Below are 26,587 nucleotides of genomic sequence, written 5' to 3'. Positions count from 1 at the left end.
ACGGGCCTTAGGCGTTTGCGCCATGCAGCGGAGGCACAGCAGGATCATTTCAACTGATTGGCAAACCGCCCCACGGCGCCCACCACCTGCTTGGCCCCCTCCTGAATCTCGACGATCACTGCACCGGCCTCGTTGGCCAGCACCAATCCCTGCTCCGCCTGAGTGCGGCTGTTGGCCATGCCGCGTACCGCCTCATCGGCCAGCGTCTGGTTTTGCTGCACGACGCTGACGATTTCTTCGGTTGCGGCGCTGGTGCGGCCTGCCAGTTGGCGGACTTCGTCAGCCACCACGGCAAAGCCACGGCCCTGCTCACCGGCACGCGCGGCCTCGATGGCGGCGTTGAGCGCCAGCAGGTTGGTCTGCTGGGCAATGCCACCAATGGTCTGCACGATAGAATTGATCAGCAGTGACTGTTTGCCCAACGCTTCAATGCCCGAGGAGGCCGTCTGCATTTCTTCGGAAATCTTGCGCATGGTCTGGACAGTGTTTTGCACCACATCCGCGCCGCGCTGGGCGCTGACGTCGGTCTGCTGGGAGATTTCAAACGCCACGCTGGCGGCCTGACTGACCTCTTCTTCGCGCGCCACCTGGTCGGTCACCATCGTGGCGAACTTGACCACCTTGTAGAGTTTGCCCTGAGCATCGTGGACCGGGTTGTAGGTTGCTTCCAGCCAGACCTCACGCCCGTTGCTATCGATACGCTTGAAGCGTCCGGCCACGAACTCGCCACGGTTAAGCATCGCCCAGAATTCCCGGTACGACGCCTGAGAGGTTTCTGCCGGATCACAGAACATGCTGTGATGCTTACCCTTGATCTGCGCCAGGCTGTAACCCATGCCACGCAGGAACTGATCGTTGGCAGTCAGTACCTGGCCGCTCAGGTTGAACTCGATCACGGCGGTGGAGCGCAACAATGCCTGAATAAACGCAGAGTTCTCGGCAGCGGTCTCGACGATCTGGGTGATGTCCGATCCGTAGCATTGCAACGTCATCAGTCTGCCCTGCTCATCCAGCACCGGCTGCCAGAGGGCGCGAATCCATATCAGCCGGCCATCGGCATGCAGAAAACGGTACCTGTCGATGACCGACTCGCCCTTCTGCACCGCCACTTTGAGACTGCGGTAGCAATCAAGCTGTTTGACGTAAGTGGGCACCAAGTGGTCCAGATCCTTACCCAGCAATTGCTCGAGCGAGTAGCCAAGCGTATTGAGAAAGTTCTCGTTGGCGTGGACGATGTGGTGGTTGGCGTCCAGAGTCAGACAGACCATTTGCGCATCCATCCCTTTCTGCATCTGCCGGTACATGGATAACTCGGCCTTTTGTGCCTGTAATTCCTTTTTCAAGCGAGTGTTGAACATGACGGCACCCATAGTGAGGTTGTACGTATATATCGACACAAGCGTAGACGGGATTAAGGCATTTCGTCTGATGGTGGCAGATGGGGTTGGTGTATGTTGTCCCGGCACGTGCGGGCTGTAACGGCAAAACCCTGGAATATACCAGCCTACTGAAGAGCGCCTTGAAGGCGAAACAAAGGGCATGCGCAGCAGGTCAAACGGATCGACCCGCCCTTGCTAAACTCACTTACTTGCAGCATGCCCATGAGGAGGCCACACGATGCAACGCATTCTGATCACTGGTGCAAACGGTTTCGTCGGGCAGATGCTGTGTCGAAAGCTACAGCAGGCAGGACATCATGTGGTTGCACTGGTGAGTCCTGAGTCTCCTGAGTCCGCTCATGCTACCGAATCGCTGCATTGTGACATTCGCGATGCCTCTGGCTTAGAGCGTGCAGTGTCCCGATCAAACCTCACTCATGTTGTACATTTGGCTGCAATCACTCACGTACCCACTAGTTTTGAGGACCCCTTGATGACCTGGCAAACCAATGTCATGGGAAGTATGAATCTTCTGCAGGCATTGCAACGCCAGACTCCGCAGGCATTTGTGCTGTTTGTGAGCTCATCGGAGGTCTATGGCGAGGCATTCAAGCAGGGTATTGCCCTCGACGAAAACAGCATTTGCAGGCCTATGAACCCGTATGCCGCCAGCAAACTTGCTGCTGAAACGGCCTTCCACGAGAACTTTCGTCGCGGACAGAGAGGTATCGTCGTACGCCCTTTCAATCATATTGGCGCCGGGCAATCAGCCGACTTCGCAACCGCTTCGTTTGCTCGTCAGATCGCCTTGATAGAAGCAGGCAGGCAGGCACCACAGTTGAAAGTCGGCAACCTGCAAGCAGCGCGAGACTTTCTCGATGTAAGTGATGTGTGCGATGCGTACGTCGCCCTGTTGAAAATGGCCGACACGCAACAAGCCCACCCTCGGTGCCTGAATATTTGCCGCGGCGAGCCCATACGTATGGAGGCCATACTCAATCAACTCGCGGCTCTGAGCTCAAGCACGATAGAGGTGGTCAACGATCCTGACCGAATGCGGCCGTCCGACATACCCAGCGCGTTCGGCGATAACTCCGCTATCCGCAGGGCGACTGACTGGGAGCCTGCTACCAAGCTGCAGGATACGCTCGCAACACTATTGAATTACTGGCGCGATGAGGTAACTGAAATGGCCTGATTCATCAGGCCCCGTTGCACGTGCCGTGGTGATCAGTAGCACCTAAGGCTCGAGTCGGACAGTATGGAAAGGGTTGCTCAAAACGATCTACCTTGCTGATTACGCTTCAGATCTGCGTCCACCATCAACCGACAGAGCTGCTCAAGGTTAGTGCTTGCTTCCCAACCAAGCACCCGCTTGGCTTTTTCCGGATTGCCTATCAGCAACTCGACTTCGGAGGGGCGGTAGAACCTGGGATTGACCTGAACGAGCGTCTCGCCCGTCGCCACATTGATGCCCCGCTCGTTCTCCGCGCTACCTTTCCATTCCAGATCTATGTCGACAGCCTTGAACGCCATTGCCACAAAGTCACGAACCGTTTCGGATCTGTGGGTCGCCAGTACAAATGAGTCGGGCTCGTCGGCTTGCAACATGCGCCACATGCCTTCCACGTACTCTTTGGCAAACCCCCAGTCACGCTTGGCGTCCAGGTTACCTAACTCCAGAAGTTGCGACATACCCAGTGAAATGCGTGCGGCAGAATCCGTTATCTTGCGGGTGACGAACTCTTTGCCGCGCAGCGGAGACTCATGGTTGAACAAAATGCCGCTGGCACCAAAAATCCCATAAGACTCCCGATAGTTGACCGTCATCCAGTGGGCATAAAGCTTGGCAACGCCATAAGGGCTGCGCGGATAGAACGATGTGCTTTCGACCTGCGGGACTTCTTGCACCTTGCCGAACATTTCGGAAGTCGATGCCTGATAAAAACGTATCTTCGGGTCCACGATGCGTATCGCTTCGAGCAGGTTGACTGCCCCCAAGCCGGTAATTTCGGCAGTCGTTATCGGTTGATCGAAGGAAACACCGACAAAACTCTGCGCCGCCAGGTTGTAAATCTGGGTAGGTTCGGCTTTTTGCAACAAGCGAATGCTGGCACTCAAATCAGTCAGGTCATGTTCAACCAGGTGCAGATTCGGATGGCTGGCTACGCCAAGCTCTTCGAGACGCCAGAAATTGACCGAGCTGGTGCGGCGGTAGGTGCCGTAAACCTTATAACCTTTCTCCAGCAGAAGTTGAGTCAAGTACGCGCCATCCTGGCCAGTGATGCCCGTGATAATTACAGATTCTTCAGGTGTATTCATAAATAGGAGCTCGATCTGGGTTCGCTTGGCTTCATTTATTATGCCGAGATAAATTCATGCATCCCGACGCGCCCGCTTCGAAAGCAGCCCACCTTGTTTGAGTCGAAGCATAAGACCACTATAGATGCGGAATCTGAAGTGCAAGCAGTCATTTTTCAGATACCTCTGCCTCGCCCTGCTGCCGGCTGATGTTGCGACGAGAAACCCACCGTTCTCCTGCACGATATGACCAAAGATGCAGAACGCTGGTTGCAGCCTTACCCATAGAGGCAGCAGCCACCATCGGTCGACTTTGGTATGGCAGCAAGATACATTGATAGCACTAAGACATCACTCATGATGTCTTACGTCTCTCGATGTTAATGTCCCGGTGTCACATGCTCGTTTCTGCCCTTGAACGTCCCAGCCTTGAAGATGCGCAACTCCTTGCCGAGGTCGAGCAGACGATCACTTCAGGTGTTGGCTCGTTACGCTTCAGCCGTGTTCTTGAGCAACGCTATCAGGAAGAAACCCGGCTGCCGCGGCGCGAGTTCCTGACGGCGGTAGGGATTGGCGGCAGTCTGGTCTACAACCTGTTTCTGATCAGCGACTGGTTGATATTGCGGGATGTCTTTGCCTATGTCGCGGTGGGCCGTCTGTGCCTGATTACGCCGATGTTTATCGCGCTGCTGATGCTGGCCCAACGGGTTGCTACGCGCTGGGCGATGGAAACGATTGCAGCATTCGCCACGGTAGTGTGCTCGCTCATGCCAATGCTGGTCATGATTCACAGCGACAGCCCTTATCAAATCTTTTATCAACTCGGCATGCTGTTGATCATGGTCTACTGCACCATGATCCAGCAATTGCCGTTGCGCCATGCCGCTGTCGCCATGTCATGCATGCTGATCATCCAGTTGGTGACCACCTACATTGCCGACTTCGCCGATTTTGTGATCTGGCAGGCCAATGCCGTGTTGTTTGTTTCGACAGTGGCACTGTTGCTGATGGCCTCCTACTTTCTGGAGCGAGCAAGCCGCATGAGCTACCTGTTTGCGCTTCGCGGACGCCTGCTTCAAGTGCAATTGATGGAGTCCGCGCGTACCGATGGGCTGACCCGACTGTTCAATCGACGCTATCAAGACGAAGTGATGGCGTCAGTCTGGGAACACGCTCGCAATACACCGGCGAACGTGGCCATCATCCTGCTGGACATCGATCACTTCAAATCCTACAACGACAACTACGGTCATCCACAAGGGGATACCTGCCTCAGATTGCTCTGTCAGAAACTCCAGCAAAGCGCGCATGACCATGGTGCTGTGGCGTTCCGGTTCGGCGGCGAAGAGGTGCTGGTGCTGATGATCGGCGATGTCGTGCAGGCCAGGGAAGTGGCCGGGGCCCTGCAGAGTGCGGTTGCCGAGCTCAAGTTGCCGCATCCGGTGCTGGGCGAAAACGCGCTGGTCACCATCAGCCTCGGCGTGGCCTGTGCGACAGCGCCTCTGACCAGTGCCGAGAACCTGATTGGCGCGGCTGACAATGCCCTCTACGCAGCCAAGCGCGCCGGACGTAATTGCGTGTGCTTCGCGTGAAATGACACCCCGCAGGATCCTGCTTTACGCCGCGCCCCTGCCACTTTAATCTCGGCGCACACCCAGGCTGGGAGCCATCGCATGAGCATTCACATTGACGTCAGCACCAACCCTACGGAAGAGGATCGTCTGGCGATTCTGGAACCACTGAAACGTTTCAACGCCGAGCAGGCGGGCGACGGCAAGTCCGAGAAAGTGGCGATGTTCATTCGCGATGATCAAACCCGGGAAGTCCTCGGCGGGCTGCACGCTCGCATTCTTTATGAGTGGCTGTTCATCGAACTGCTGGTCGTTCCCGAACAAGCCCGCGGGCAAGGCATGGGCTCGCGTTTGATGCAGATGGCCGAGGATCTGGCGGTCGAAAAGGGCTGCACGGGGATCTGGCTGGACACTTTCGACTTCCAGGCCCCCGATTTCTATCGCCGCCACGGTTACACCGAGTTCGGCCAGATTGACGACTATCCACCCGGCAACAAGCGCTTCTTTTTCCAGAAGCGCCTGCCGAACACAACGGCCTGAGACTTACGTCAGACCTTGAACTTGCCTACCAGATTGTTGAAGGAAATGGCCAGACGCGACAGTTCCTGGCTTGAAGCACTGGTCTGATGAGCACCTGCGGCAGTCTGGGCGGAGAGGTCCTGAATGTTGACCAGGTTGCGATCCACCTCGCGCGCAACGTGGGACTGCTCTTCGGAGGCCGTCGCAATCAACATGTTGCGGTCGTTGATCTCGGCGACGCTCTGCGCAATGCGCTCCAGCGACTGCCCTGTGGCCTGAGCCAGGGTTTGCGTGTTGCTGGTCAGGGTGCGGCTGTTGGCCATGGCCCGCACGGCCTGATCGGCACTGGCCTGAACACTGCCGATCATGGTTTCGATTTCGCCAGTGGACGCCTGGGTTCGAGCGGCCAGCGCCCGCACCTCGTCTGCCACCACAGCAAAGCCGCGCCCCTGTTCGCCGGCACGCGCGGCCTCGATGGCAGCGTTGAGGGCCAGCAGGTTGGTCTGCTCGGCGATCCCACGGATCACGTCCAGCACCTGCCCGATCTCACGGACGCGCCCGGCAAGCTCTTCGACCATGGTGGTCGAACTGCTGATCTCGGCACTGACGGTGTTGATCGCATTCACCGCATCGCGGGCCTGATCACGACCGGCGGCAGCGTCGGTACTGGTCTGGCGGGACGCTTCCGACGTCGACATGGCGTTACGCGCGACCTCTTCGACCGCAGCGGTCATCTCGTTCACAGCCGAAGCGGCCTGCTGAATCTCATCGTTCTGACGGATCAGACCGCGACTGCTTTCTTCAGTCACGGCATTCAGTTCTTCAGCAGCCGAGGCCAACTGGTCGGCAGCACTGGATATTTGCCCGATCGTGCTTTTCAGGTTGTCCTGCATATCGCTCAGAGCGACCAGCATCATGCCGGCTTCGTCGTGATATTGACTGGCAATCGGCAGGGTCAGGTCACCGCTGGCAATTCGCCGGGCATTGGTCACCGCAGTGTTGATTGGTGTGCTGATGGCACGACTTATGAACAGGCCCATCACAAACGCGGCAAAGAATGACAAGCCGATGCCGATGTACAGGTTTCGTTGCGCAGAGTTCTGTGTCTGGTCAGAAGCCACAGCGGCCTCGCCCGCCTGACGATTATTGGAGTTGACGATGGTGGTCAGCTGATCCATGACCTTCAGGTAACCGCTGCGTACATCACCGTCGATGATCGCTCTTGCCCCGGCAATATCCCCGGACAGGGCAACGCTTTTGGCTTGCTCGATGAGTGCCTGATAGCCAGGCCAGTCTCTGTCCATCTGATCACCGGCAGCGCGCTCATCATCGTCAAGCGGCGTAGCCCGGTAGGTGGCGTAGCTTTTTTCAGCTTGAGTCTTGTTGACGCTCATGCTCGCGAGAATATCGTCCTTGACGCTTTGCGGCGCATTGCCTGCCATGGCGGCCAATAAACGATAGAGATCACGGTTCTGAGCAATGACCGAGACCGTGACCTCTCCGGATTTTGTGACCGACAGCAGGCTGTTGGTAAACACGTTATCCAGGCTGCTGGACAAGGCACTGATGCCGCGACTGCCTATTACGCCCACCCCAAGGGTGAAAAGCGCACACAGCGCAAAAGACATGAAAAGCTTGGCGGACAGCCTTGCGTTGTAAAACCATTTCATAGCGGGAACCCTCATAAGCGAATATGGCATAACGCCATAAAACTTTATGGAATTCTGATGCCCTCTGCATAGGTGTATATCGGCATTTTCAGAGCACTCTGCAGGCGGTTAACAAAGTCTTCATATGAGCAAGGCTGAGCGGACCGTTTCGCATTGTCTGCAATGTCCGGAAACATGCGCTCGCGTGGTGTAACAAGAACTTTCCGGGCCTGTTGCGTTACCATCCCCGCCTGTGTCCCGCCAGAGCCATAAGCCAGGATGTCCGCTTCTTCCATCGAACAACTCACTTCGCTGCCGTCCATCCTTGCCGGCCCGTTATTGCGCCGTCAGGAAGCCGGCCGCCTGGTGTTGTGGCTGGTAGGGTCCCGTCGGTTGCGCCTTACCGTGCGCCTACGCCATGCCGCTACTGATGATCCCTCTGCGGGCTTCAACGATTACGTACTCGACGACAGTCAATGTCAGGTCATTGCAGTCGGGCGCCAGGCGTTCATTCACCTGATCGACCTGCAACTGGAAGCCGAACTGCCCCGCGACACCTGGATCGATTACGACCTGCGGGTGGAGGGCGAAGGCGGTATTGCCGAGTGGGCGCCGCACCTGCTGTACGAGGGCAAACGCTACCCGAACTTCGTGGTGCGCAGCAGCATCGATCACCTGCTGCATGGCTCGTGCCGCAAGCCGCACCACAGCGCAGCCGAAGGTCTGCTCTGCGTGGACCGCCTGCTGGCTGATATCAAGGAACCGCTGCAACGCCCTGCGCTGTTGATGATGAGCGGCGATCAGATCTACGCCGACGATGTCGCCGGGCCGATGCTGCGCGCTATCCATGTCTTGATCGAACGGCTGGGGTTGTTCGACGAGCGACTCGACGGTGCCATCGTCGATGACAGTCCTCGTCTCTATGCGCATCCGGCCAGCTATTACCAGCGTGCCGACCTGCTGCCGGCCCTGAAAAGCAACGACACACTGCGCGAGCGCTTCTTCGGCGGCACCAGCAAACCGGTATTCACCAGCAGCACAGCGGATAACCATCTGGTTACCCTGGCGGAAGTCATGGCGATGTACCTGCTGGTCTGGTCACCCACGCCCTGGACCCTGATCGAACCCGGCAGGCCGCAACTGGAAGACGGGGAAGTCGAGCGCTACGCCAGGGAACAGCAGCTGGTCGAGGCGTTTGCCGCCGGCCTGAGCGGCGTGGCACGGGCGATGGCGCATCTGCCGTGCATGATGATTTTCGATGACCACGACATCACCGATGACTGGAACCTGTCGGCGAACTGGGAACAAACCGCGTACGGCCATCCATTCTCCAAACGCATCATCGGCAACGCCCTGCTCGCCTACCTGCTGTGCCAGGGCTGGGGCAATAACCCGGATGCGCTCAACGGTCTGGTCAAGCAGGCTCATGCCCTGAGCACCGACGCCGTGTCGAACGACAACTGGCTGGACAGCCAGGCCCAGGACCAGTTGATTGATCAGTTGTTGAAGTTTCAGCAATGGCATTACGTGTTACCCACCAGCCCGGCACTGGTGGTACTGGATACCCGCACCCGGCGCTGGCGCAGCGAGTCGAACTTCAATCACCCGTCCGGCCTGCTCGACTGGGAAGCGCTCAGCGAACTGCAGCAGGAGCTGATCGACCATAAATCAGCGATCATCGTCTCACCTGCCCCGGTGTTCGGCGTCAAGTTGATCGAGGCGATACAACGCATCTTCAGTTGGTGCGGCTATCCGTTACTGGTCGATGCAGAAAACTGGATGGCACATCGCGGTGCCGCCAACGTGATTCTGAACATCTTTCGCCATTCCAGAACCCCGGGCAATTACGTGATTCTGTCGGGCGATGTGCATTACTCGTTCGTCTACGAAATCCTGATTCGCCAACGCAGTGGCGGGCCTCATATCTGGCAAATCACCAGCAGTGGCATCAAGAATGAATTCCCCCGTCGTCTGCTGGACACTTTTGATCGGCTGAATCGCTGGTTATACTCTCCCCGCTCACCTCTTAACTGGTTCACCAAGCGCCGCCTGATGAAGGTTGTTCCGCGCACGCCCGAGCACAGCAAGGTCGGTGAACGCTTATGGAACTCGGCGGGTGTCGGGCAGGTACTGTTCAATGAACAGGGCCAGCCGACCCTGATCAACCAACTCAATGCCAACGGTGATGCGCCTACCTGTTTCGTCGAACCGGAAGAATACAGAGACCAGCGATCTGACCCAGAGCGTGGCTTTCTGGAAAACAACCGGGAAACAAGGGATAGTCACCGCTAAACTTATCGGCAATTGCCGGGTCGATAGTTGCTACCGGTCAGGTTGCGGCACACCCTGGCAAGCATTACTTCCTGGAGAGCGCCCCCGTGATAACCAATCAACGCATAGCCAGACTCAACGCATGGGGGGCGCATGGCTTCACCGCCACCGGCGTAGTCCTTGCGTTCCTGGCGACCATTGCCTTGTTCAACAACGAACCCAAAGCCTGCCTGTTGTGGCTGGGCGCGGCCCTGATCGTGGATGGAGTCGACGGCTCACTGGCTCGCAAGGTCAACACCACGTCGGTACTGCCACACTTCGACGGCTCGGTACTGGACCTGGTCATAGACTACCTGACCTACGTGTTCATCCCGGCATTGTTCATCTACCGCTACATACCGGTGCCGGATTACACGCTGCTGCTGAGCGTCTCGGTCATCCTGGTTTCGTCGCTGTTCTGTTTCTGCAACGTCGACATGAAAAGCAAGGACAACTACTTTCAAGGCTTCCCCGCTGCCTGGAACGTGGTTGCACTGTGCCTGTACATTCTGTCACCGGCCCCATGGCTGACGTTCATCACCATCATCGCCCTGGCGCTGCTGACCATGACCCGCATGAAGTTCCTGCACCCGTTCCGCGTGCGCCGCTTCATGCCGCTCAATATCGCGGTGACCACCGTATGGTTGCTGTCCAGCGCACTGCTGATCATCAACCACCCGCACAATGGCCCGGTGGTCATGGGTCTGTGGCTGGCGATGTCGGCGTATTTCCTGGGGATTTGTATCTGGAGAACGTCGCTGGAGTGGCTGGGTCGTCTTAAAGCCTGACCCTCAAGTCAGACCAAAAAGCTCGCTGAACGCATTGCGCGTCAGCGAGCTTTTTTATGCGTGCCCTATTTGCTCTCGGCCTGCATCTCGGCAGCAGGCCGGACCTTGCCGAAGTGATGCGTTGTGTAGCAGCACAGCCCCAACCCGCCGAGGGCCAGCAGGCCGCCGACGATGCCGACATTGGCAACCCCGAGATGGCTGCTGACCACACTGCCGAGCAGCGCGCCGCCGCCGATACCGATATTGAAGATGCCCGAGAACAGCGCCATCGCCACATCGGTCGCATCGGGTGCCAGCGACAGTACGCGCGCCTGCAAGGTCAGGCCGAAGCACATGATCGCCATGCCCCAGATAATGGTCAGCGTGCCGAGCGTCACGGCATCACCGGAGAGCGGCAACAGCATCAGCAGGCACAGGGTCAGCGTGCCAATGGCCGTGATCAACAGCCCGTTGGGGAAGCGATCGCTGAACAGGCTGAAGATGATCGAGCCCATGATCCCGGCCCCGCCAAAGACCAGCAGCAGGATCGTGGTCATTTCGCCGCTGAGCAGGGACACGGTCTGAGTGAACGGTTCGATATAGCTGTAGGCGGTGAAATGAGCGGTCACCACGATGGCGGTCAGCAGGTAGATCGCCATCAGCCGTGGGCGCTTGAACAGGATCGGCAGGCTGCGCAACGAGCCTGAGTTCTGACTGGGCAACAAGGGCAGCGCACGAACCAGCAGGAAGACTACCAGCGCAGCGATGGCGGCGATGCCCAGAAAGGTGGTGCGCCAGCCCAAGGCTTCACCCAGCACGCGGCCCAGCGGAATACCCAATACCATCGCCAGCGACGTACCGGTTGCCAGCAGGCCCAGCGCCTGAACCTGCTTGCCGGGCGGTGCGATGCGCACGGCCAGCGACGCCGTGACCGACCAGAACACCGCATGTGCAAACGCGATACCGACCCGGCTTACCAGCAGGATCGCGAAGCTGGGGGCAATCGCGGAAAGGACGTGGCTGACCACGAACAGGCCGAACACGAACATCAGCAACTTGCGGCGCTCGATGTTGCGCGTCGCCAGCATCATCGGCAACGACATCAGCGACACGACCCAGGCATAGATCGTGAGCATCAGCCCGACCTGGGCCGGGGTCATTTCGAAGCTCTGGCCAATGTTACTCAGCAGACCGATCGGCACGAACTCGGTGGTATTGAAAATGAAGGCCGCCAAGGCCAGCGCGAATACGCCAAGCCAGCTACCTGCCTGCTCGTTTGGAGGTGAAGTTATCAAGAATCACAACGCCCTGAAAATGTTCCGACCCGAAGGCCGATCGCCACGCATGAACACCACGCCTGACACCTGTATGCAAAACCGCGGCTCGCCCCACTGAAAAACCAACGCAAAAACGCTCCGCTCGACCTTCTGAATCGGGCGCAGTGTGCAAAGTGGATTATTGTGGATATGGGGAGTGAAGCCAGATGACTCGAATTCTACGGACCGCCAGAGTGGATCACAACCCGTGCGTGCCTGACAGACTTTACAAATGACCGCCGGTCGTCAGTCACCCAGGAAGCGCCGCCGGTCCTCGGGTGATGGCAACAGGCAGTGATCATAGCGCCCGAACAGGCGATATCGGTTGAGCGCGATGCGGTTGTAGGCCCAGTCCCGCAGAAAGCGTGGAAAAATCCCCAGCACCTTGAGCAGCGGCCACGGCGCAGGCAACAGCCCCATGATGTGCAGAAAGGCATCCGAGCGCACGAACACCCGATTGTTGACGATGACCGCGATGGTATGAAAATCGTCCAGTGGCAGCCCGGCCCACTTCAGCAATGCCTGACCTTGTTCCGACTGCACTGCGGCCAAGCGCAGACGTTGATGCGGGTCATGGCGAATCAGAAACTTCACCACGCCATTGCACAGCTTGCAGACGCCATCGAACAGCACGACACATTCATCGGGCTTCAGATAGGGGGCGGGGGTTTTCGGCACGGTATTCACCTGTTCAGGAAAAACAGCCTTGGCGCGCCCGGAAACATGAACGCCCCGCCAGTCGAAGGACCGGCGAGGCGTTCAGGCTAAAGCCATTACCCGGCAGAATCAAACCTTGCGGACGAACTCCGACTTCAGCTTCATCGCGCCGATGCCATCGATCTTGCAATCGATGTCATGGTCGCCATCGACCAGGCGGATGTTCTTGACCTTGGTGCCGACCTTGACCACCAGCGAGGAGCCTTTGACTTTCAGGTCCTTGATCACGGTGATGGTATCGCCGTCCTGCAGCACGTTGCCCGTTGAGTCCTTGATGACTTTCACGTCGTCGGATGCATCGGCGCCAGCGGCGTCGGCAGACCATTCATGGGCGCATTCCGGGCAGATCAGCAGGCTGCCGTCTTCGTAGGTGTATTCGGAATTGCATTTCGGGCAGGACGGTAAGCTCACAATGGTTCTCGCATCGAGGAGGGGTAAAACCATGCATTATAAGGGGCTTTTCCTGTTTCAGGTGGGAAGAGACTGATCTGTCGTCATAAACCTGCTTCAGTCATTGGACAGAAGCGAAGACCTGAACTAAAAAATACAGCACGCTCTGTCTGGCAACTCCCCTTCGCCCTCTTCGTACACGACCCCTGCGCCTCGCGTTGGCGGTAGCTATTGCAGCGTGCATTTACCGTCTCTTGCCACTTACTGCATGAGCACATCACATGGGCATCCCTCACAACCCGGCACTCGGCTATCGACCCGAGATCGATGGCCTGCGCGCGCTCGCGGTCATCCCGGTCATTCTGTTCCACGCGGGCTTGCCGCTGTTCAGCGGCGGATTCGTGGGCGTCGACATCTTTTTCGTGATCTCCGGCTATCTGATTACTTCGATCATCCTCGCGGAGAAGATCAGAGGCCGGTTCTCGCTGATCAACTTTTATGAACGACGCGCGCGGCGCATCCTGCCTGCGCTGTTCGTGGTGATGCTGATCTGCCTGCCTGTCGCGTGGTTGACGCTCGATCCGTCGGATCTGAAATACTTCGCCAAGAGTCTGGTGGCGGTGCCGACCTTTTCATCCAACGTGCTGTTCTGGCTGGAAAGCGGCTATTTCGACGCCACGGCAGAACTCAAACCGCTGTTGCATACCTGGACGCTCGCGGTGGAGGAACAGTATTACCTGTTCTTCCCGCTGCTCTTGATGCTGGCCTGGGGCCTGGGCCGCAAGAGGTTGATCGTGCTGCTGATGGCCGTCGCCCTGGCCAGCCTGGCGCTGGCGCAACTGGGCGCCCATCAAGACACCAGCAACGCGTTTTATCTGCTGCCGGCACGCGCCTGGGAATTGCTGGCGGGCTCGTTTATCGCCTTCTATTTTGCATGGCGACCGCGCAGCATCGGGCGCGCGAGCGCTGTAGATCAGGCGGCGACTTTACTGGGGCTTTTGCTGATCGGTTATGCCGTGATCGGTTTCGACAGCAGCACGCCCTTCCCCGGCCTTAATGCACTGGTGCCCGTACTGGGCGCGGTGTTGATCATCGTCTTCGCCCATGGCAAGACTTGGGTTGGAAGAGCGCTGAGTTCACGTGTGCCCGTCGCGATCGGTATGCTCAGCTACAGCGCCTACCTGTGGCATCAGCCCGTCTTTGCCTTTGCCCGCCAGTACAACCTGACTGAGCCGGGCCTGCCGTTCATGCTGGCGCTTACCCTTGTGTCTCTGGTGCTGGCCTGGCTGAGCTGGCGTTTCGTCGAGCAGCCGTTTCGCAAGGCCGGCACCTTCAATCGCGGTCAGATTTTCACCACGGCAGGCGCCGCCTCCACATTCTTTGTCGCGCTGGGGCTGCTCGGCTATGTGAATAACGGCTTTCCCCAGCGTTTCGCCGTCGATCCGGAGTTGCATCAGGCATTCGCCGACCCGTTGATACGCGACAAATGCGACCAGCCACTGGCCGGCAAAGGCGGCAAAGTCGATTTTTGCCTGTTCGGACTCGCTGACGATCAGGCCGCGCCGGACATGGCGCTGTTCGGCGACAGCCATTCTGAAGCGCTGTTATCGACGTTCGACGCCGCCGCCCGGGATCAGGGCAGAACCCTCGCGCACATCGGTCTGGGCGGCTGCCTGCCCTTGCTCGGCGTGGACGTGGCCAACGGCAACTACGCTGCCGGGGTCTGCGAAGCGCTGGCCGATCGGGAATTCGACTACGTGAAGCGGCAGCGGATCAAAAAGGTCGTGCTGGTGGCGCGCTGGACGCTGTATACCGGCGACGACTACAGCGAGAGGACGATGAGCAAGTATTTCCTGACCTCGCGCACCGATCCGCAGAAAAGCCGGGAAACCTCGCGCAGGGTATTCAGCCAGGCCCTTGAACACACGATCGAGGCCTACCGCAGTATCGGCGCCGAGGTGTTCATCGTTGCGCAGGTGCCGCAGCAAATGATCAACCCTGAAAGTCTCTACTATCGCTTGGCGCGCGACGCTTCGGACAGCGATGAGCAGGCATTGAAGCGGGTCAGCGAACTGTCGGTGCCGATGGACAAACACGACCTGTTGCAGCGTTTCACCCGCCAGCTGTTCCTGCGTGCCAGCCAATCGAAACACATCAGCCTGATCACGCTGGATGACGCGTTCTGCAAGGACAGGCAATGCCTGATCGGCGACCTGCATTCGTACTACAAGGACTTCAACCACCTCAACGCCCGGGGTGCGGGGCTGCTTGTCGGCCAGATCAGCCATATTCTTGATCAGTGACAGGGTTTTATCGGGCGGCATTGTCTGTAATGCTGATGCCTGACCAGACGCCCGAGGACCACCGCATGACCGCCGCCAGCTTCACCCCCTTCGAGGATCTGGCCAACCTGCTGATACCCCACACTCATGCAGAGAAAATCGACGGCTCGCACGATGTCTCGCATTTGCTGCGTGTCTGGAAGAACGTCTGCGCCATTCGTGACCGTGAAGGCGGCGATGCCCGCGTCCTGATTGCCGCGACGCTGCTGCATGATTGCGTTTCGGTCGAGAAAGACTCGCCGTTTCGCGCCAGCGCATCGCGACTGGCGGCGGCGCGGGCCAGCGAATTATTGACCGAGATGGGTTGGGATGAACAAAGCATCGCCTCCGTCGCCCACGCCATCGAAGCGCACAGCTTCTCGGCGGCGATCACCCCCTTGACCCTCGAGGCCAGAATACTGCAGGACGCCGACCGCCTCGACTCGCTGGGCATGATCGGTGTGGCACGCACATTTTACGTATCAGGGCGGCTCGGCAAAGCGCTCTACGACCCGTATGACCCGCATGCCAGCCGGCGCCCCTATGACGACCTGAATTTCGCCGTCGATCATTTCCACACCAAGCTGCTGCACCTGGCTGACGGTTTTCAGACCGATACCGGCGCACAGCTGGCGAAAGTCCGGCACCACCGGCTCAAGCGCTTCCTGGATGAGCTGATGGAGGAAGTTGCGACCCCTCAGCCATGAATCGTCGGCTGCCTACCCATCATTCAGTAGATGTCATAAAGACATCACACAATTGCCCTATAAACGGCTCTCCGAGAAGGTCCGTGTGTTTATAGGGGTTGTGTGCCGTGAAAAGATTTCTGCCTCGTTTCCTACGTCGGCAAGCCACAACGCCAACACTCTTGCGCCGCTTCAAAATCACGCTGCGCCTGGTGATCTGCTTCGCTATAACTTCCCTGCTGATGGTCGCGCTTGGCGCATTCTGCCTGTTGCAGATGCAGGCTATCCGCACCCAGGGCGAGGCGGTCGAGAGCGGCGCCCTGCCCAGTATCGCCACCGCCGATGCCATCGCCATCGGCCTGGTCAAACTGCGCAGCGAAACCACCCGTCTGATCGCCAACGCCGACGATCCGGGTGCCGTTATCAACAGCAAGATCAATGTCGAACAACTCAGGAACGAGGTCGAGAAAGGCTTCTCGGAATACCTGGCGCGTGTTCAGTCGGGCACTGAGCATGACTCGATTGTCGCGTTGCAGGATGCCTACAAGGCCTTCATGCCCGGCTTGCAGGATCAGATCGCGCTGATCGAGCAGAACAAGCTGGACGAGGCCAGGACGCTGGCCAACACCGTGCTCTCGCTGCAGGGTGACCTGATGGACATGCAGGTGCAGCTGTTGCGCGAACTGAACAAGCAGAGTGCGGCCGCCGCTGTAGAGGCCGCAGGTGCCAGCTATGAACAGACCCGGATCATCGCGCTGAGCGCCATCGGCCTGGTTCTGGTACTGACCCTGTTGCTGGCCTGGCGCCTGAGCGTCAGCATCATCCATCCGGTGCGGCAGGCCTTACACATCGCCAGCACCATTGCCGATGGTGACCTGAGCGAACACCCGATACCGGACGGCAAGGACGAGACCGCACAATTATTGATCACGCTCGGGCGCATGCGTACCAACCTGCACAGTACGATCGACCAGATCTACGCAGCGGCGACGCAGTTGTCGCAGTCGGTTCAGGAAATGGGCAGCATCGCCGAAGCCAGTGCGCTCAATCTGCAGCTGCAGAACACTGAAATCGAGCAGGCCGCTGTCGCGGTCAATCAGATGAGCCAGGCGGCCATCGAAGTGGCAGGCAACGCCAGCAATACCGTGACCGAGTCAGAGGCGTCGACCCAGGCGGCGGCACAAGGGCAGGAAAAGCTGTCGGCAACCATTCTGTCGATCAAGGCGTTGACCGAGAATGTGCTGGATTCGTCGCATCAGGCTGAAGGGCTGGCCGAACGTACCCAGAGCATCAGCAGCATCCTCGATGTGATTCGCGCAATCGCCAATCAGACCAACCTTCTGGCGCTGAACGCGGCTATCGAAGCGGCTCGTGCAGGCGAAGCCGGGCGAGGCTTTGCCGTGGTGGCCGATGAAGTCCGCTCACTGGCGCAGCGCACCAGTGCATCCACCGCGGAAATCGAAGGGCTGATCAGCGGCGTGCAGCAAAGCACCCAACAAACCGCCAGCTCGCTGCGCCACACGGCGACGCAGGCCAATCTGACAATGGAACAGGCCGCCTCGACCGGCGAAGCCTTGCAAGTGATCATCCAGTCAACCGCCACCATCAACGACCGCAACCTGCTGATTGCCAGTGCCGCAGAGCAGCAGGCCCAGGTGGCGACTGAGGTGGACCGCAACCTGAGCAGTATTCGCGACCTGTCCAGCCAGACCGCATCGGGCGCGCAACAGACCACCGTCGCGAGTAACGCACTGTCGATGCTGGCGACTGATCTGAACCTGATGGTGCAGCGTTTCGTGCTGTGATGGGTTGAAACTCGCCAGCCAGCCTGCGCCACAGGCTGGCTGACGATAAGCAGCTGTCAGTCCTGCGGACGCAGACGGTACTGCGGGGGCAATTGCTCGAAACCACTGATGGTCACGTCGAGGCTTTTCCAGCGGCCATCCTTGATGCCATAGATGCAGCCATGCACGGACAGGCTCTGCCCACGGTGCCAGGCGTTCTGCACAATGCTGGTGTGACCGACGTTGGCCACTTGCTGAATCACGTTCAACTCACACAGGCGGTCGACGCGCTCTTCCTCGGTCGGCAGCTTGGCCAGCAACTCGCGGTTTTCGTAATACAGGTCACGAATCGTGCGCAACCAGCCGTCGATCAGGCCGAACTGGCGGTCCTGCATGGACGCCCGCACACCACCGCAACCGTAGTGGCCTGTGACCAGAATGTGTTTGACCTTCAATACATCCACTGCGTACTGAATCACTGACAGGCAGTTCAGGTCGGTATGCAGCACGACGTTGGCCACGTTGCGGTGCACGAACAGATCACCCGGCAGCATGCCGACGATTTCGTTGGCCGGCACGCGTGCATCGGAGCAACCGATCCACAGGAACTCAGGAGTTTGCTGGCGGGCCAGTTTGGCGAAGAACTCAGGATCTTCCTGCTTTATCGCATCGGCCCAACGTGCATTGTTATCAATCAGGTCTTGTAGCTCGTTCATGCTTTGACGCCTCGATAATGATGCCCAGCCTTGGACTGGTGTCAGATCCTTCAAGTCACGGTCAACAAAAAAGGAATCTTCAAAGTCATGGCCGGTCCACTTTTTACGACCACCTGAAATGAGGATTTCCCATGAATGATTCACGCCGCCCTTTCGGTGCTACCGAACCGGAACCCATCGACGATAACGAAGACCGCATGGGCTCCATGGAAACACTCGATTTCGACGAGGAAGAACCGGGCCGTATCGGCGATCTTATCCCTGAAGGCGAGCTGCAACATGAAATTCCGGATCAACGCGTGCGTGAGGCAGGCCTGACGGGGGCTTCCACGGATGACCATCATTCGACTGACGATGATCTGTCTCCGGAAACCCTGATCCATGAAGACGGCGCCCGCTCACCGAACGAGCCAGGCGAAGACGTCCCGGCCGACCTGGATGTTACGGTCGTCGATGAAGATGACATTGGCGGTGGCAACGGCCTGGACGAAGAAGAACTGGCCATTGTCGAACCGCTGGACGGCAACACCCAGCGCTGACAGTGCTGTACTACTCGAAAAGCGTGCAGGCCATGACCACTGCGTCTTCACGGCCGCCGTCGGATGCCGGGTAGTAGTCACGACGCCGGCCTATCTCGTTGAAACCGTAGTTTTCATACAGACGATAGGCTGGACGGTTGCTGTCACGCAGTTCCAGAAAGCATTCCCGTGCATTGAGCTGGTAAGCGCGTTTCATCAGGTGGTCGAGCAGCAGCAGGCCAAGACCACGCCCCTGGTTTTCAGGTTTGACCGTGATGTTGAGCAGGTGCGCTTCGTCGATGATGACCTGAATGACGCCGTGCCCGACCTGCTGCGCACCCTCGAACATCAACCAGATCTCGTAGGACTTTAGCCCGTCGAGAAAGATGCCGCGTGTCCAGGGATGACTGAACGCCGCGTATTCGATTTTCAGCACCGCGTCCATGTCGGCTTCGGTCATACGGCGGAAGGTTACGGCATCACTCATCGATCGATTTCCAGCGCGTCATCAGCCGACGCATGGCTTTCCAGACATCCGCCTTGCGCTCAGGCTCGTCCATCAGTAATTCAAGACCTGGCAGCGCCCAGGCAGTGCCCAGACCCTCGATCTGCAGTTCACGGTGGTAAGACTCGGCATCGGCTTCACCGGCGTATTTCATCGACGGCAGACCGATCAGCCACAGGCAGGCGCAGGGCTCGTCCTCGAGCCGCGCGCCGACGAAGCCCTGCACGAAATCACGCGCCGCTTCCGGGCCCTGGTCCATCTGGCCGCGGACCAGCAACGGCCAGCGCACGGGCTCGCCGATGATCTGCGGGCTGTCGGGCAGACCGGCGGCGCGCAGCATGTCCTTGAGCAGCAGGTAGGAAGGATCACGGCTCTGAAACGGTTGACCGGTGGTCAGTTCGACCAGTAACAGGCAGCGTCCGGCGCGCAACAATTGCAGGGCAAAGCGCGGTGGCGGTACCACCGGCGCCTTGGGCGGCGCCGGCTCGGCTTCTTCGGCGGCCGGGGGCGCTGTGCGCGTGCTGGCCAGTGAAGGGCGCGGCACCTCGACCCTCGGGCGCTCGGGCTGCCGGGCAATCGGCTCGACGTTCGACGTTTCGGCAGGCGCAGCGTGCTCCGCTGGCGAAGCAGCAGGCGCGACAAGTTGCACCTCGACCGGCGGCGGCAACGGCACAAGCAGTTGCGGACGCGACGGCGCGGCGAATGGCAGTTCTGTGCGCGGCAGCCAGTTGACCACCTGCATGGCAGTCAAATAAGCGCGGCGACGGGACTCGTTGAGCAAGGGTCAGCCACCTGTGGATAAGTTAAGCGCGCAATTCTAGCGTTGTTCGCCTTTTTGCGCTGCAGCATATCGCCCGCAGGTGAAATATCAGTCGGCTGATGCAGTACAATTGCCGCTTTTCACTTGCCAACAGTCGGCCTAACGATGATCGAACCCAAGCGCGTTCTGCGCGCCCTTGCCGAGCATTGGGCGCTTCTTGAGCCCTTATGCGAACATTTCGACCAGGGTACGTTGAGCCTGAGCGAGCTGCGCCTGCAATTGGGCGCTCAGCAGCAGGACAGCACTCCGCAAGACATCACCAATCTGCTGGACGTGTGGATCCGTCTGGACATTCTGGTGCCCGTCGCGAAAAGCCCGAACCGTTTCGAGCTCAACGCACAGATCCATGACTTCCTGTCGTACCTGCGCCGCGAGCACCGTCTGGGCCTGTGCCTGGAAATCGAGGCCTACCTGCGCCACCTGGAGCGACTGGCCGGCTACATTCAGGACGCATTCGAGGTTCGCGACGCCAACGACCTGGCCAGACAGCTGCGGCTGCTGGACATGCGCGTGCGCGACGTACTCAAGAAGCTCGCCAACGACGAACAGGCGCTGGTCGCCGTGGCCGACCGGGCCAAGACCAGCGACCGGCAGATCCCGTTGCGCCAGCGTTATGCCGAAGTGCTGGCGACGTGGGACGAATACGTCGAGCCGATGATTCAGCTGGTCAACGCGGATGGCGCGTTCGAACAGGGCGTGCGCAAGGTCGAGAACGTCCTGCTGCGCCTGCTGACCGAGCAACAACGTCTCGGTCACCTGGTCGACGACGACATGCTGCTGCGTACCCACGCGCGCATTCTGGAAATGCAGACCAGCGCCCAACTGACCTTGCGCCATGCGCGCGAGCTGCTGCTGCCACTGCGTGAAGAAGCGCGTCGCCATAACGCGGTGACACGCGGCGCAGCGCTGGCCCTGTCTGCCATTCGCCGCAAGGGACTGGATGCGGTGCCGCAGGCTGCCATGCCGATGTTCACCCGTCCGCAAAGCACGTTCCTGGGCAGTGCCAGTCAGGTCGAGGCCTACGTGTATGCGCTGGCGCGCTTTGAACCCAAACCCGCGAGATTCCCCAAGGCCAGCGGCACCCGCAAGGGCCAGGCGCCACGCGCACCGCGGACGGTCAAGGAGATGCTCGAACGCTGTGAAGACGCCTTGCCGATGCCTGACCTGATGGTCTGGCTGCTGGAGCAGGAGCCGACCGGCGAAACCGACGAGCTGCTCTACTGGTTCTCGCGCCTGTCGCGGGACAAGCGCTTCGCCCGTGAACGCCTCGAGCGTCGCGAATATTTCACCCGGGAGCACCGCGTCAGCCTGCGCTCCTTTGCCCTGCTCGCTGCAAAAGACGAGCAGGCCGAGCATTCCGAGAGCACCGTTCATGCATCTTGATCTATCCGAAATGTCCCAGCTCGCGCCGATCTTTCGCGAGCTGTTCAAGGGCTATCACATCAGCCGCCGCGATCCGGAGCTGTACGCCCAGCTCTCCAACTGCCAGGACCAGTACCGTACGCTGTTCAAGGCACTGGGCTTCGAACTGGTCTGCGACACGCGTGGCTTTTATTACTTCGTGCCTGAACTGGCTGCCGCACAGGTCAACAAGACCGCCCAGCGTCTGGCGCTGTTCACCTTCATCCTCGTTGAACACCTGGCAGATCAGGGCCGTGACCCCATGTCGGTGCTCGACGGTGGCAGCCTGGGCCGCGACGAGCTGCCTTCGATGCTGGAAAAGTACCGCGACCTGTTTCTCCAGGCTGAAGTACAGACCCCTGAAGAGCTTGAAGAAAAGATCATGCGCCGCATGACGCAGTTGGGCTTTGCCAGTGAGGAAGTGGGTATCTACCGCTTCCTGCCGCCGATGCACCGTTTTCTCGATGTGTGCCTGTCGGTGCAACAGGACCGCGATCTGGCAGCCAGCCTGCATAGCGCCCTGCCCCTGCCAACGCCTGTGCTCATCGATGACGACAGCGACGAGAAGCTGCTGGAAACCGATGACCCGCTGGACCTGGCCGAATTCGGCGAAGAGACCGAGGAAGAGGCGCTGGCCCGGGCAATCGCCGATGAGCAACGACAGGAGATGGACACATGAGCCAGGAACGTTATGGCATCCGCCGCTTTGCCCTGTTGAACACTGCCGGTTACAGCCTCGGCCTGTTCCCGCTGGAAAACCCGCTGTCGGTGTATGGCGCGAACAACCTCGGCAAAAGCGCCTCGATCAACGCCCTGCAATTTCCGATTCTGGCGCGCATGTCGGACATGAGCTTCGGCAAGTACAGCCTGGAGCAGTCGCGGCGCTTCTACTTCGCCTCCGACACCAGCTACATTCTGGTGGAAGTTTCCCTGCCCCACGGCCCACATGTCATCGGTGTCGTGGGTCGCGGTCCGGGTGGCGGCTTCGGCCACCAGTTCTTCGCCTATGCCGGCGAGCTGGATCTGGGTCATTACCAGAAGAACGACACCTGCCTGCGTCAGAAAGAGCTGTTCAGCAACCTGGAAAGCCAGGGCCTGAAAGCCTACGAGCTGAAGCCTGACGAACTGCGCCGTCTGCTGGTCGGCGGTCACACGTCGATTCCGCTGGACCTGACCTTGATCCCGCTGCGCTCCACCAGCGAGCAGAGCCTCAAGACCTTCCGCGCACTTTTTATCAACCTGCTGCACATGCGCGAAATCACGGCCGCCAAACTCAAGCAGCTGTTTCTGGATGCCTTCGAGCACAGCCTGCGCTCGGGCAGCGTCGACTACATTGCCGCCTGCGAAGAGGCCTTCCGCGATGTGCGGCGTATGGAGCAGGACTACAACTCGCTGGTGCTGGCCGGTCCGCTGGTCGAGGCGCTGGCCGCTGGCGTCAAGCAGCGCGATGTGTTGCGCGGCAAGCTGCATCGTCTCTCACCGATCCTCGATTCACTGCTCGGCACCTGGTCGGATTACTCCGGTGCGCGCAAGGAAGAGCTGGTCATTCAGGCTGAGCATTACCGTACCCAGCAGGATGAGATGCAGAACGATCAGCGCAGCAGCACTCAGGAGCTGATGCGCCTGGAGCGCGAGATCAGCAGCATCCAGCGCTGGGTCGGCGAGCTGTCGGTACTGAAGAATCGTTTTGCACTGGTCGATGACGTCAAGGTGCTGGAGCAACAGCTGCTCGCCGCCAAGGACGCTCACGATGAGCTGGCCGGTGCGCTGGCCCAGTCCAGGCAGTTCAGCGCCGAAGACCTGGACGAGCGTCTGCGCGATCTGGAAAAACGCCTCAAGTCGGTCAAGCAACAGCTCGACCATGCGGACAACAACAGCTATGCCCGTCTGCGTGAAGAGTTTTCCCAGCCGGATGTAGAACGTCTGATGCGCCTGTTCAATAGCGCACTGTTCAGCTTGCCGTTGGGTGAGCAAGGTATTGCGCTGGATGATAGCGATGCGTGGGTCAAGTCGCTTGAGACCATTCTGGACGGTTTCAAGGGCGATCAGTTTGCAGTACCGGGGCTGACCATCAACCTGTCGAGCATCGAGCCTCCTGCCCTGCAGGCGCTGGCCGATCGTGCCGCGTTGCGCGATCAGAAAGAGCGACTGGAGAAAGAACTCAAACAACTGAAAACCCAGCAGGCTGTCGCTGCCGACCGTTCGGCGAGCAAGACCCAGACCGAAGCGTTGTATCAGCAGGTGCTGGATGCGCAAAAGGCGCTTGAAGACTTCCGCCGTTGCCAGACCTTGAGCGCAGAGGAATCCACCAAGCTGGAAGAGCTGGCGCAGATGGAAGCCGCTCAGGATGAACTGAAACGCTCCAGCGACGCGTTCACCGAGCGCGTGCAGCAACTGTCCGCCAAGCTGCAATTGATCGCACGTCAGATCGGCGATATGGAATCCAAGCAACGCACGCTGGACGACGCGCTACGTCGCCGTCAGTTGCTGCCCGCAGACCTGCCGTTCGGCACACCGTTCATGGACCCTATCGATGATTCCATGGATAACCTGTTGCCGCTGCTCAACGACTATCAGGACAGTTGGCAGGGTCTGTTGCGCTGCGATGGGCAGATCGAAGCGCTGTATGCACAGGTTCGCCTCAAGGGTGTGGCCAAGTTCGACAGCGAGGACGACATGGAGCGTCGTCTGCAGTTATTGATCAATGCCTATGCGCACCGTACCGACGAAGCGCTTACGCTGGGCAAGGCTCGTCGCGCTGCGGTCACGGATATCGCACGTACCCTGCGCAACATCCGTAGCGACTACGACAGCCTTGAGCATCAACTGGCGCTGTTCAACCGCGAGATCAACAAGCGTCAGGTCTCGAACCTGGCAAGCTTCCGTATCGTGCTCGCTCCTAACAAGGAAGCGCTCAAGCACATTGACCAGATCATCCACAGTGCCGGGCAGTACGAAGAAGGCGAAACGCTGTCGGTCTTTGACCTGAGCCAGAGCGCAGAGCAGGACAACAAGAACGAAGAAGCCAAGGAATATCTGGCGCGGCTTGTGGCTGCCAACCACAACCAATTGGGCTTGAAAGACCTGTTCGAGCTGGCCTTCGAAATCACCAAGGTCAATGGCCAGCCGGTTATCCACACCGATATCGATGGCGCAGCCTCCAACGGCACCACGATGACCATCAAGGCATTGACCAACATGTACCTGCTGTTGCACTTGATGGATCGCGATCAGGCCGGTCGGGTGCGTTTGCCTTACTACCTCGACGAAGCCGCAGACATCGACGAGAAGAATCAGGCAGCCCTGCTGGAAACGAGTTTGCAACTGGGCTTCGTTCCAATTCTGGCCAGTGTGAAGCCACAGGTCTCGGCCCACGTCGCCATCGACCTGGAAGGCGGCAGCGGACCCAATGGTATTTACATTGATGAAGCGGACTGGAAATACATTCAGCGTCGTGACGATGTGAAACCAGAGGTTCCGGAACTGGCCTCTTAAGGGCTGATTGACGTAATCAGAAGGCCGCATGTGAGTGCGGCCTTTTTTATTGTCTTTGAATTGAGAAGGCCCTGTTGCAGGCCTCAGGCGAGCAGACTCTTTATTCATCGAATTCATAATGAGGTGCAGTAAACACGCATACGATTACACCAGGCAGGCTTGGAGTGACCCCATGAGAACGATACTGTTGACGGTCTTGCTGGTCGGTGCTGCAACAGCGCATGCAACTGACTACTACGTGGCCCCCAATGGCGATGATCACGCTGCAGGTAGCAAAGGCGCACCGTTACGCACCATCATGCAAGCACAGCAAGCCGCAAAAGCCGGCGACACGGTGTACTTTCGCGGCGGCCTCTATGCCTACACAGCCGGCATCAACCGCTGCGCCACCCGTACAGACACCGTCAATGCCATCACCCTGAACAACAGCGGCAGCGAAAACAAACCTATACGCTACTGGGCCTATCCAGGCGAAACACCGGTTTTCGATTTCTCAGCCATGAAAGACGATTGTCGCGTCAAAGGCTTCAACGTTACCGGTAGCTGGCTACACCTGAAGGGGCTGGAGGTGACCGGCATGCCGCAACAACCGGAAAACCATCTCAACCACGAGTCATGGGGCATCTGGAACAGCGGCAGCCACAATACCTTCGAGCAACTCAATCTGCATCACAACATGGGACCCGGCCTGTTCATTCAAAACGGCGGCTATAACCTGGTACTGAATACCGACTCCCACCACAACTATGATCCTTACACCTCGAACGGCGCAGGTCAGAGTGCAGACGGCTTCGGCGCGCATATCAAAGCGGGCCATCCAGGCAATGTATTCCGCGGTTGCAGAGCATGGGCCAATTCCGACGACGGCTTTGACCTGATCAATGCCTTCTCGCCAGTCACTATCGAAAGCTCATGGGCATGGCAGCAAGGTTACCTGCCTGGCACGCGCACAAAACTTGAAGCAGGTAACGGCAATGGCATCAAAGCCGGTGGATACGGTGGCAAGTATGTGCCTGACGGCGTGAAACACATCGTCCGTAATTCCGTTGCCTTTGACAATAAGTCCGCTGGTTTCTATGCCAATCACCATACCCTGGCACTGGACTTCATCAACAACACGGCTTTTGCAAATGGCGTGAACTACAACATGGCAGGTATCGCCCCGGATGGTTCGCTGATCCCTCTCGGCAACCTGTCCAACAATATCGCCTACAAGGGACGGTTGACCGTTAACACCGAAGGACTGGATATGGCACACAACTCCTGGACGTTGCCAACGCCGGTAACCGACGCAGACTTTGAGGATGTCTCCGATACGGGGTGGGATGCGCCGCGTCAGTCAGACGGAAGCCTGCCGGTGCTGCGCAGCTTCCACCTGCGACCCGGCAGCAGACTGGCAGGGATGGGGGCGTTCCACTAAAC

The 26,587-nt window shown here is 58.9% G+C and carries 21 protein-coding genes and 3 pseudogenes; 14 read left to right on the top strand and 10 right to left on the bottom strand.

The window, feature by feature from the left end:
• Window positions 1-44: 44 nt before the first annotated feature.
• A pseudogene (locus AC54XV_RS05020) lies at window positions 45-479 on the bottom strand (methyl-accepting chemotaxis protein); the annotation flags it as partial.
• A 150-nt stretch (window positions 480-629) separates the two neighbouring features.
• Window positions 630-1,268, bottom strand: a pseudogene (locus AC54XV_RS05015) (PAS domain-containing protein); the annotation flags it as partial.
• Window positions 1,269-1,617: 349 nt separating this feature from the next.
• On the opposite strand from AC54XV_RS05015, the gene AC54XV_RS05010 reads away from it, so the two are divergent.
• Window positions 1,618-2,577, top strand: a complete 960-nt coding sequence (locus AC54XV_RS05010; RefSeq protein ID WP_058823303.1) for a GDP-mannose 4,6-dehydratase — start codon at window positions 1,618-1,620, stop codon at window positions 2,575-2,577.
• Window positions 2,578-2,654: 77 nt separating this feature from the next.
• On the opposite strand, the gene gmd is transcribed toward AC54XV_RS05010, so the two are convergent.
• On the bottom strand, window positions 2,655-3,701 hold the full coding sequence (gene gmd, locus AC54XV_RS05005) for a GDP-mannose 4,6-dehydratase (protein WP_003404737.1): 1,047 nt from the start codon (window positions 3,699-3,701) through the stop codon (window positions 2,655-2,657).
• A 377-nt stretch (window positions 3,702-4,078) separates the two neighbouring features.
• Here gmd and AC54XV_RS05000 point away from each other — a divergent pair, with 377 nt between their 5' ends.
• Window positions 4,079-5,272: a GGDEF domain-containing protein gene (locus AC54XV_RS05000; RefSeq protein WP_058398318.1), complete on the top strand. Its 1,194-nt coding sequence runs from the start codon at window positions 4,079-4,081 to the stop codon at window positions 5,270-5,272.
• An 81-nt stretch (window positions 5,273-5,353) separates the two neighbouring features.
• Entirely contained in the window at window positions 5,354-5,791 is a 438-nt protein-coding gene (locus AC54XV_RS04995) for a GNAT family N-acetyltransferase (protein ID WP_003404734.1), read from the top strand.
• An 8-nt stretch (window positions 5,792-5,799) separates the two neighbouring features.
• Here the strand turns inward: AC54XV_RS04995 and AC54XV_RS04990 are convergent, their stop codons facing one another.
• A complete protein-coding gene (locus AC54XV_RS04990) occupies window positions 5,800-7,440 on the bottom strand; it encodes a methyl-accepting chemotaxis protein (protein ID WP_058398316.1) in 1,641 nt (546 codons plus the stop codon).
• A 258-nt stretch (window positions 7,441-7,698) separates the two neighbouring features.
• Here AC54XV_RS04990 and AC54XV_RS04985 point away from each other — a divergent pair, with 258 nt between their 5' ends.
• Window positions 7,699-9,711, top strand: a complete 2,013-nt coding sequence (locus tag AC54XV_RS04985) for an alkaline phosphatase D family protein (protein WP_032656650.1) — start codon at window positions 7,699-7,701, stop codon at window positions 9,709-9,711.
• 86 nt (window positions 9,712-9,797) lie between these two features.
• Complete coding sequence (pcsA, locus tag AC54XV_RS04980; RefSeq protein WP_003404730.1) at window positions 9,798-10,517, top strand: phosphatidylcholine synthase; 720 nt, start codon at window positions 9,798-9,800, stop codon at window positions 10,515-10,517.
• Between the two features lie 65 nt (window positions 10,518-10,582).
• Here the strand turns inward: pcsA and AC54XV_RS04975 are convergent, their stop codons facing one another.
• The 3 genes from AC54XV_RS04975 to AC54XV_RS04965 form a co-directional block, all read right to left on the bottom strand.
• Window positions 10,583-11,791 (bottom strand): sugar transporter, encoded by a 1,209-nt coding sequence (locus tag AC54XV_RS04975; protein WP_003404729.1) that lies wholly within the window; start codon window positions 11,789-11,791, stop codon window positions 10,583-10,585.
• Window positions 11,792-12,058: 267 nt separating this feature from the next.
• Window positions 12,059-12,490, bottom strand: coding sequence for a thiol-disulfide oxidoreductase DCC family protein (locus AC54XV_RS04970; RefSeq protein ID WP_496718061.1), 432 nt, complete (start codon window positions 12,488-12,490; stop codon window positions 12,059-12,061).
• Window positions 12,491-12,598: 108 nt separating this feature from the next.
• Window positions 12,599-12,943, bottom strand: a complete 345-nt coding sequence (locus tag AC54XV_RS04965) for a zinc ribbon domain-containing protein YjdM (protein ID WP_032656664.1) — start codon at window positions 12,941-12,943, stop codon at window positions 12,599-12,601.
• A gap of 257 nt (window positions 12,944-13,200) precedes the next feature.
• Here AC54XV_RS04965 and AC54XV_RS04960 point away from each other — a divergent pair, with 257 nt between their 5' ends.
• The 4 genes and pseudogenes from AC54XV_RS04960 (at window position 13,201) to AC54XV_RS04945 (ending at window position 17,731) form a co-directional block, all read left to right on the top strand.
• Entirely contained in the window at window positions 13,201-15,222 is a 2,022-nt protein-coding gene (locus AC54XV_RS04960) for an acyltransferase family protein (protein ID WP_058398315.1), read from the top strand.
• Window positions 15,223-15,287: 65 nt separating this feature from the next.
• A complete protein-coding gene (locus AC54XV_RS04955; protein WP_024652551.1) occupies window positions 15,288-15,947 on the top strand; it encodes an HD domain-containing protein in 660 nt (219 codons plus the stop codon).
• Between the two features lie 107 nt (window positions 15,948-16,054).
• Window positions 16,055-16,873 (top strand): annotated as a pseudogene (locus AC54XV_RS04950) (MCP four helix bundle domain-containing protein); the annotation flags it as partial.
• A complete protein-coding gene (locus tag AC54XV_RS04945; RefSeq protein ID WP_374935935.1) occupies window positions 16,868-17,731 on the top strand; it encodes a methyl-accepting chemotaxis protein in 864 nt (287 codons plus the stop codon). The pseudogene AC54XV_RS04950 and the gene AC54XV_RS04945, both read left to right, overlap by 6 nt.
• A 56-nt stretch (window positions 17,732-17,787) precedes the next feature.
• On the opposite strand, the gene can is transcribed toward AC54XV_RS04945, so the two are convergent.
• Window positions 17,788-18,426, bottom strand: a complete 639-nt coding sequence (gene can, locus AC54XV_RS04940; RefSeq protein ID WP_003345939.1) for a carbonate dehydratase — start codon at window positions 18,424-18,426, stop codon at window positions 17,788-17,790.
• Window positions 18,427-18,557: 131 nt separating this feature from the next.
• On the opposite strand from can, the gene AC54XV_RS04935 reads away from it, so the two are divergent.
• Complete coding sequence (locus tag AC54XV_RS04935) at window positions 18,558-18,965, top strand: hypothetical protein (protein ID WP_003404712.1); 408 nt, start codon at window positions 18,558-18,560, stop codon at window positions 18,963-18,965.
• A 10-nt stretch (window positions 18,966-18,975) separates the two neighbouring features.
• Here the strand turns inward: AC54XV_RS04935 and rimI are convergent, their stop codons facing one another.
• Both rimI and AC54XV_RS04925 read right to left on the bottom strand, forming a co-directional pair.
• Entirely contained in the window at window positions 18,976-19,431 is a 456-nt protein-coding gene (rimI, locus tag AC54XV_RS04930; protein ID WP_058398313.1) for a ribosomal protein S18-alanine N-acetyltransferase, read from the bottom strand.
• Entirely contained in the window at window positions 19,424-20,230 is an 807-nt protein-coding gene (locus AC54XV_RS04925) for an energy transducer TonB (protein WP_496718057.1), read from the bottom strand. The genes rimI and AC54XV_RS04925 overlap by 8 nt, the downstream gene beginning before the upstream one ends.
• 144 nt (window positions 20,231-20,374) lie before the next feature.
• Here AC54XV_RS04925 and mksB point away from each other — a divergent pair, with 144 nt between their 5' ends.
• The 4 genes from mksB (at window position 20,375) to AC54XV_RS04905 (ending at window position 26,585) form a co-directional block, all read left to right on the top strand.
• Complete coding sequence (gene mksB / locus AC54XV_RS04920; RefSeq protein ID WP_003404706.1) at window positions 20,375-21,652, top strand: Mks condensin complex protein MksB; 1,278 nt, start codon at window positions 20,375-20,377, stop codon at window positions 21,650-21,652.
• A complete protein-coding gene (gene mksE / locus AC54XV_RS04915; RefSeq protein ID WP_003319438.1) occupies window positions 21,642-22,349 on the top strand; it encodes an Mks condensin complex protein MksE in 708 nt (235 codons plus the stop codon). The genes mksB and mksE overlap by 11 nt, the downstream gene beginning before the upstream one ends.
• Window positions 22,346-25,165: an Mks condensin complex protein MksF gene (mksF, locus tag AC54XV_RS04910; protein ID WP_058398312.1), complete on the top strand. Its 2,820-nt coding sequence runs from the start codon at window positions 22,346-22,348 to the stop codon at window positions 25,163-25,165. The genes mksE and mksF overlap by 4 nt, the downstream gene beginning before the upstream one ends.
• Window positions 25,166-25,337: 172 nt before the next feature.
• The gene (locus AC54XV_RS04905) at window positions 25,338-26,585 is read left to right on the top strand and encodes a right-handed parallel beta-helix repeat-containing protein (protein WP_058398311.1); all 1,248 of its coding nucleotides are present in this window, start codon (window positions 25,338-25,340) and stop codon (window positions 26,583-26,585) included.
• Window positions 26,586-26,587: the final 2 nt, after the last annotated feature.

Source organism: Pseudomonas fragariae (ex Marin et al. 2024), from assembly GCF_059621105.1.
Note: the sequence above shows the minus strand (reverse complement) of the source record. Positions and strands in the feature narration are given on the sequence as shown.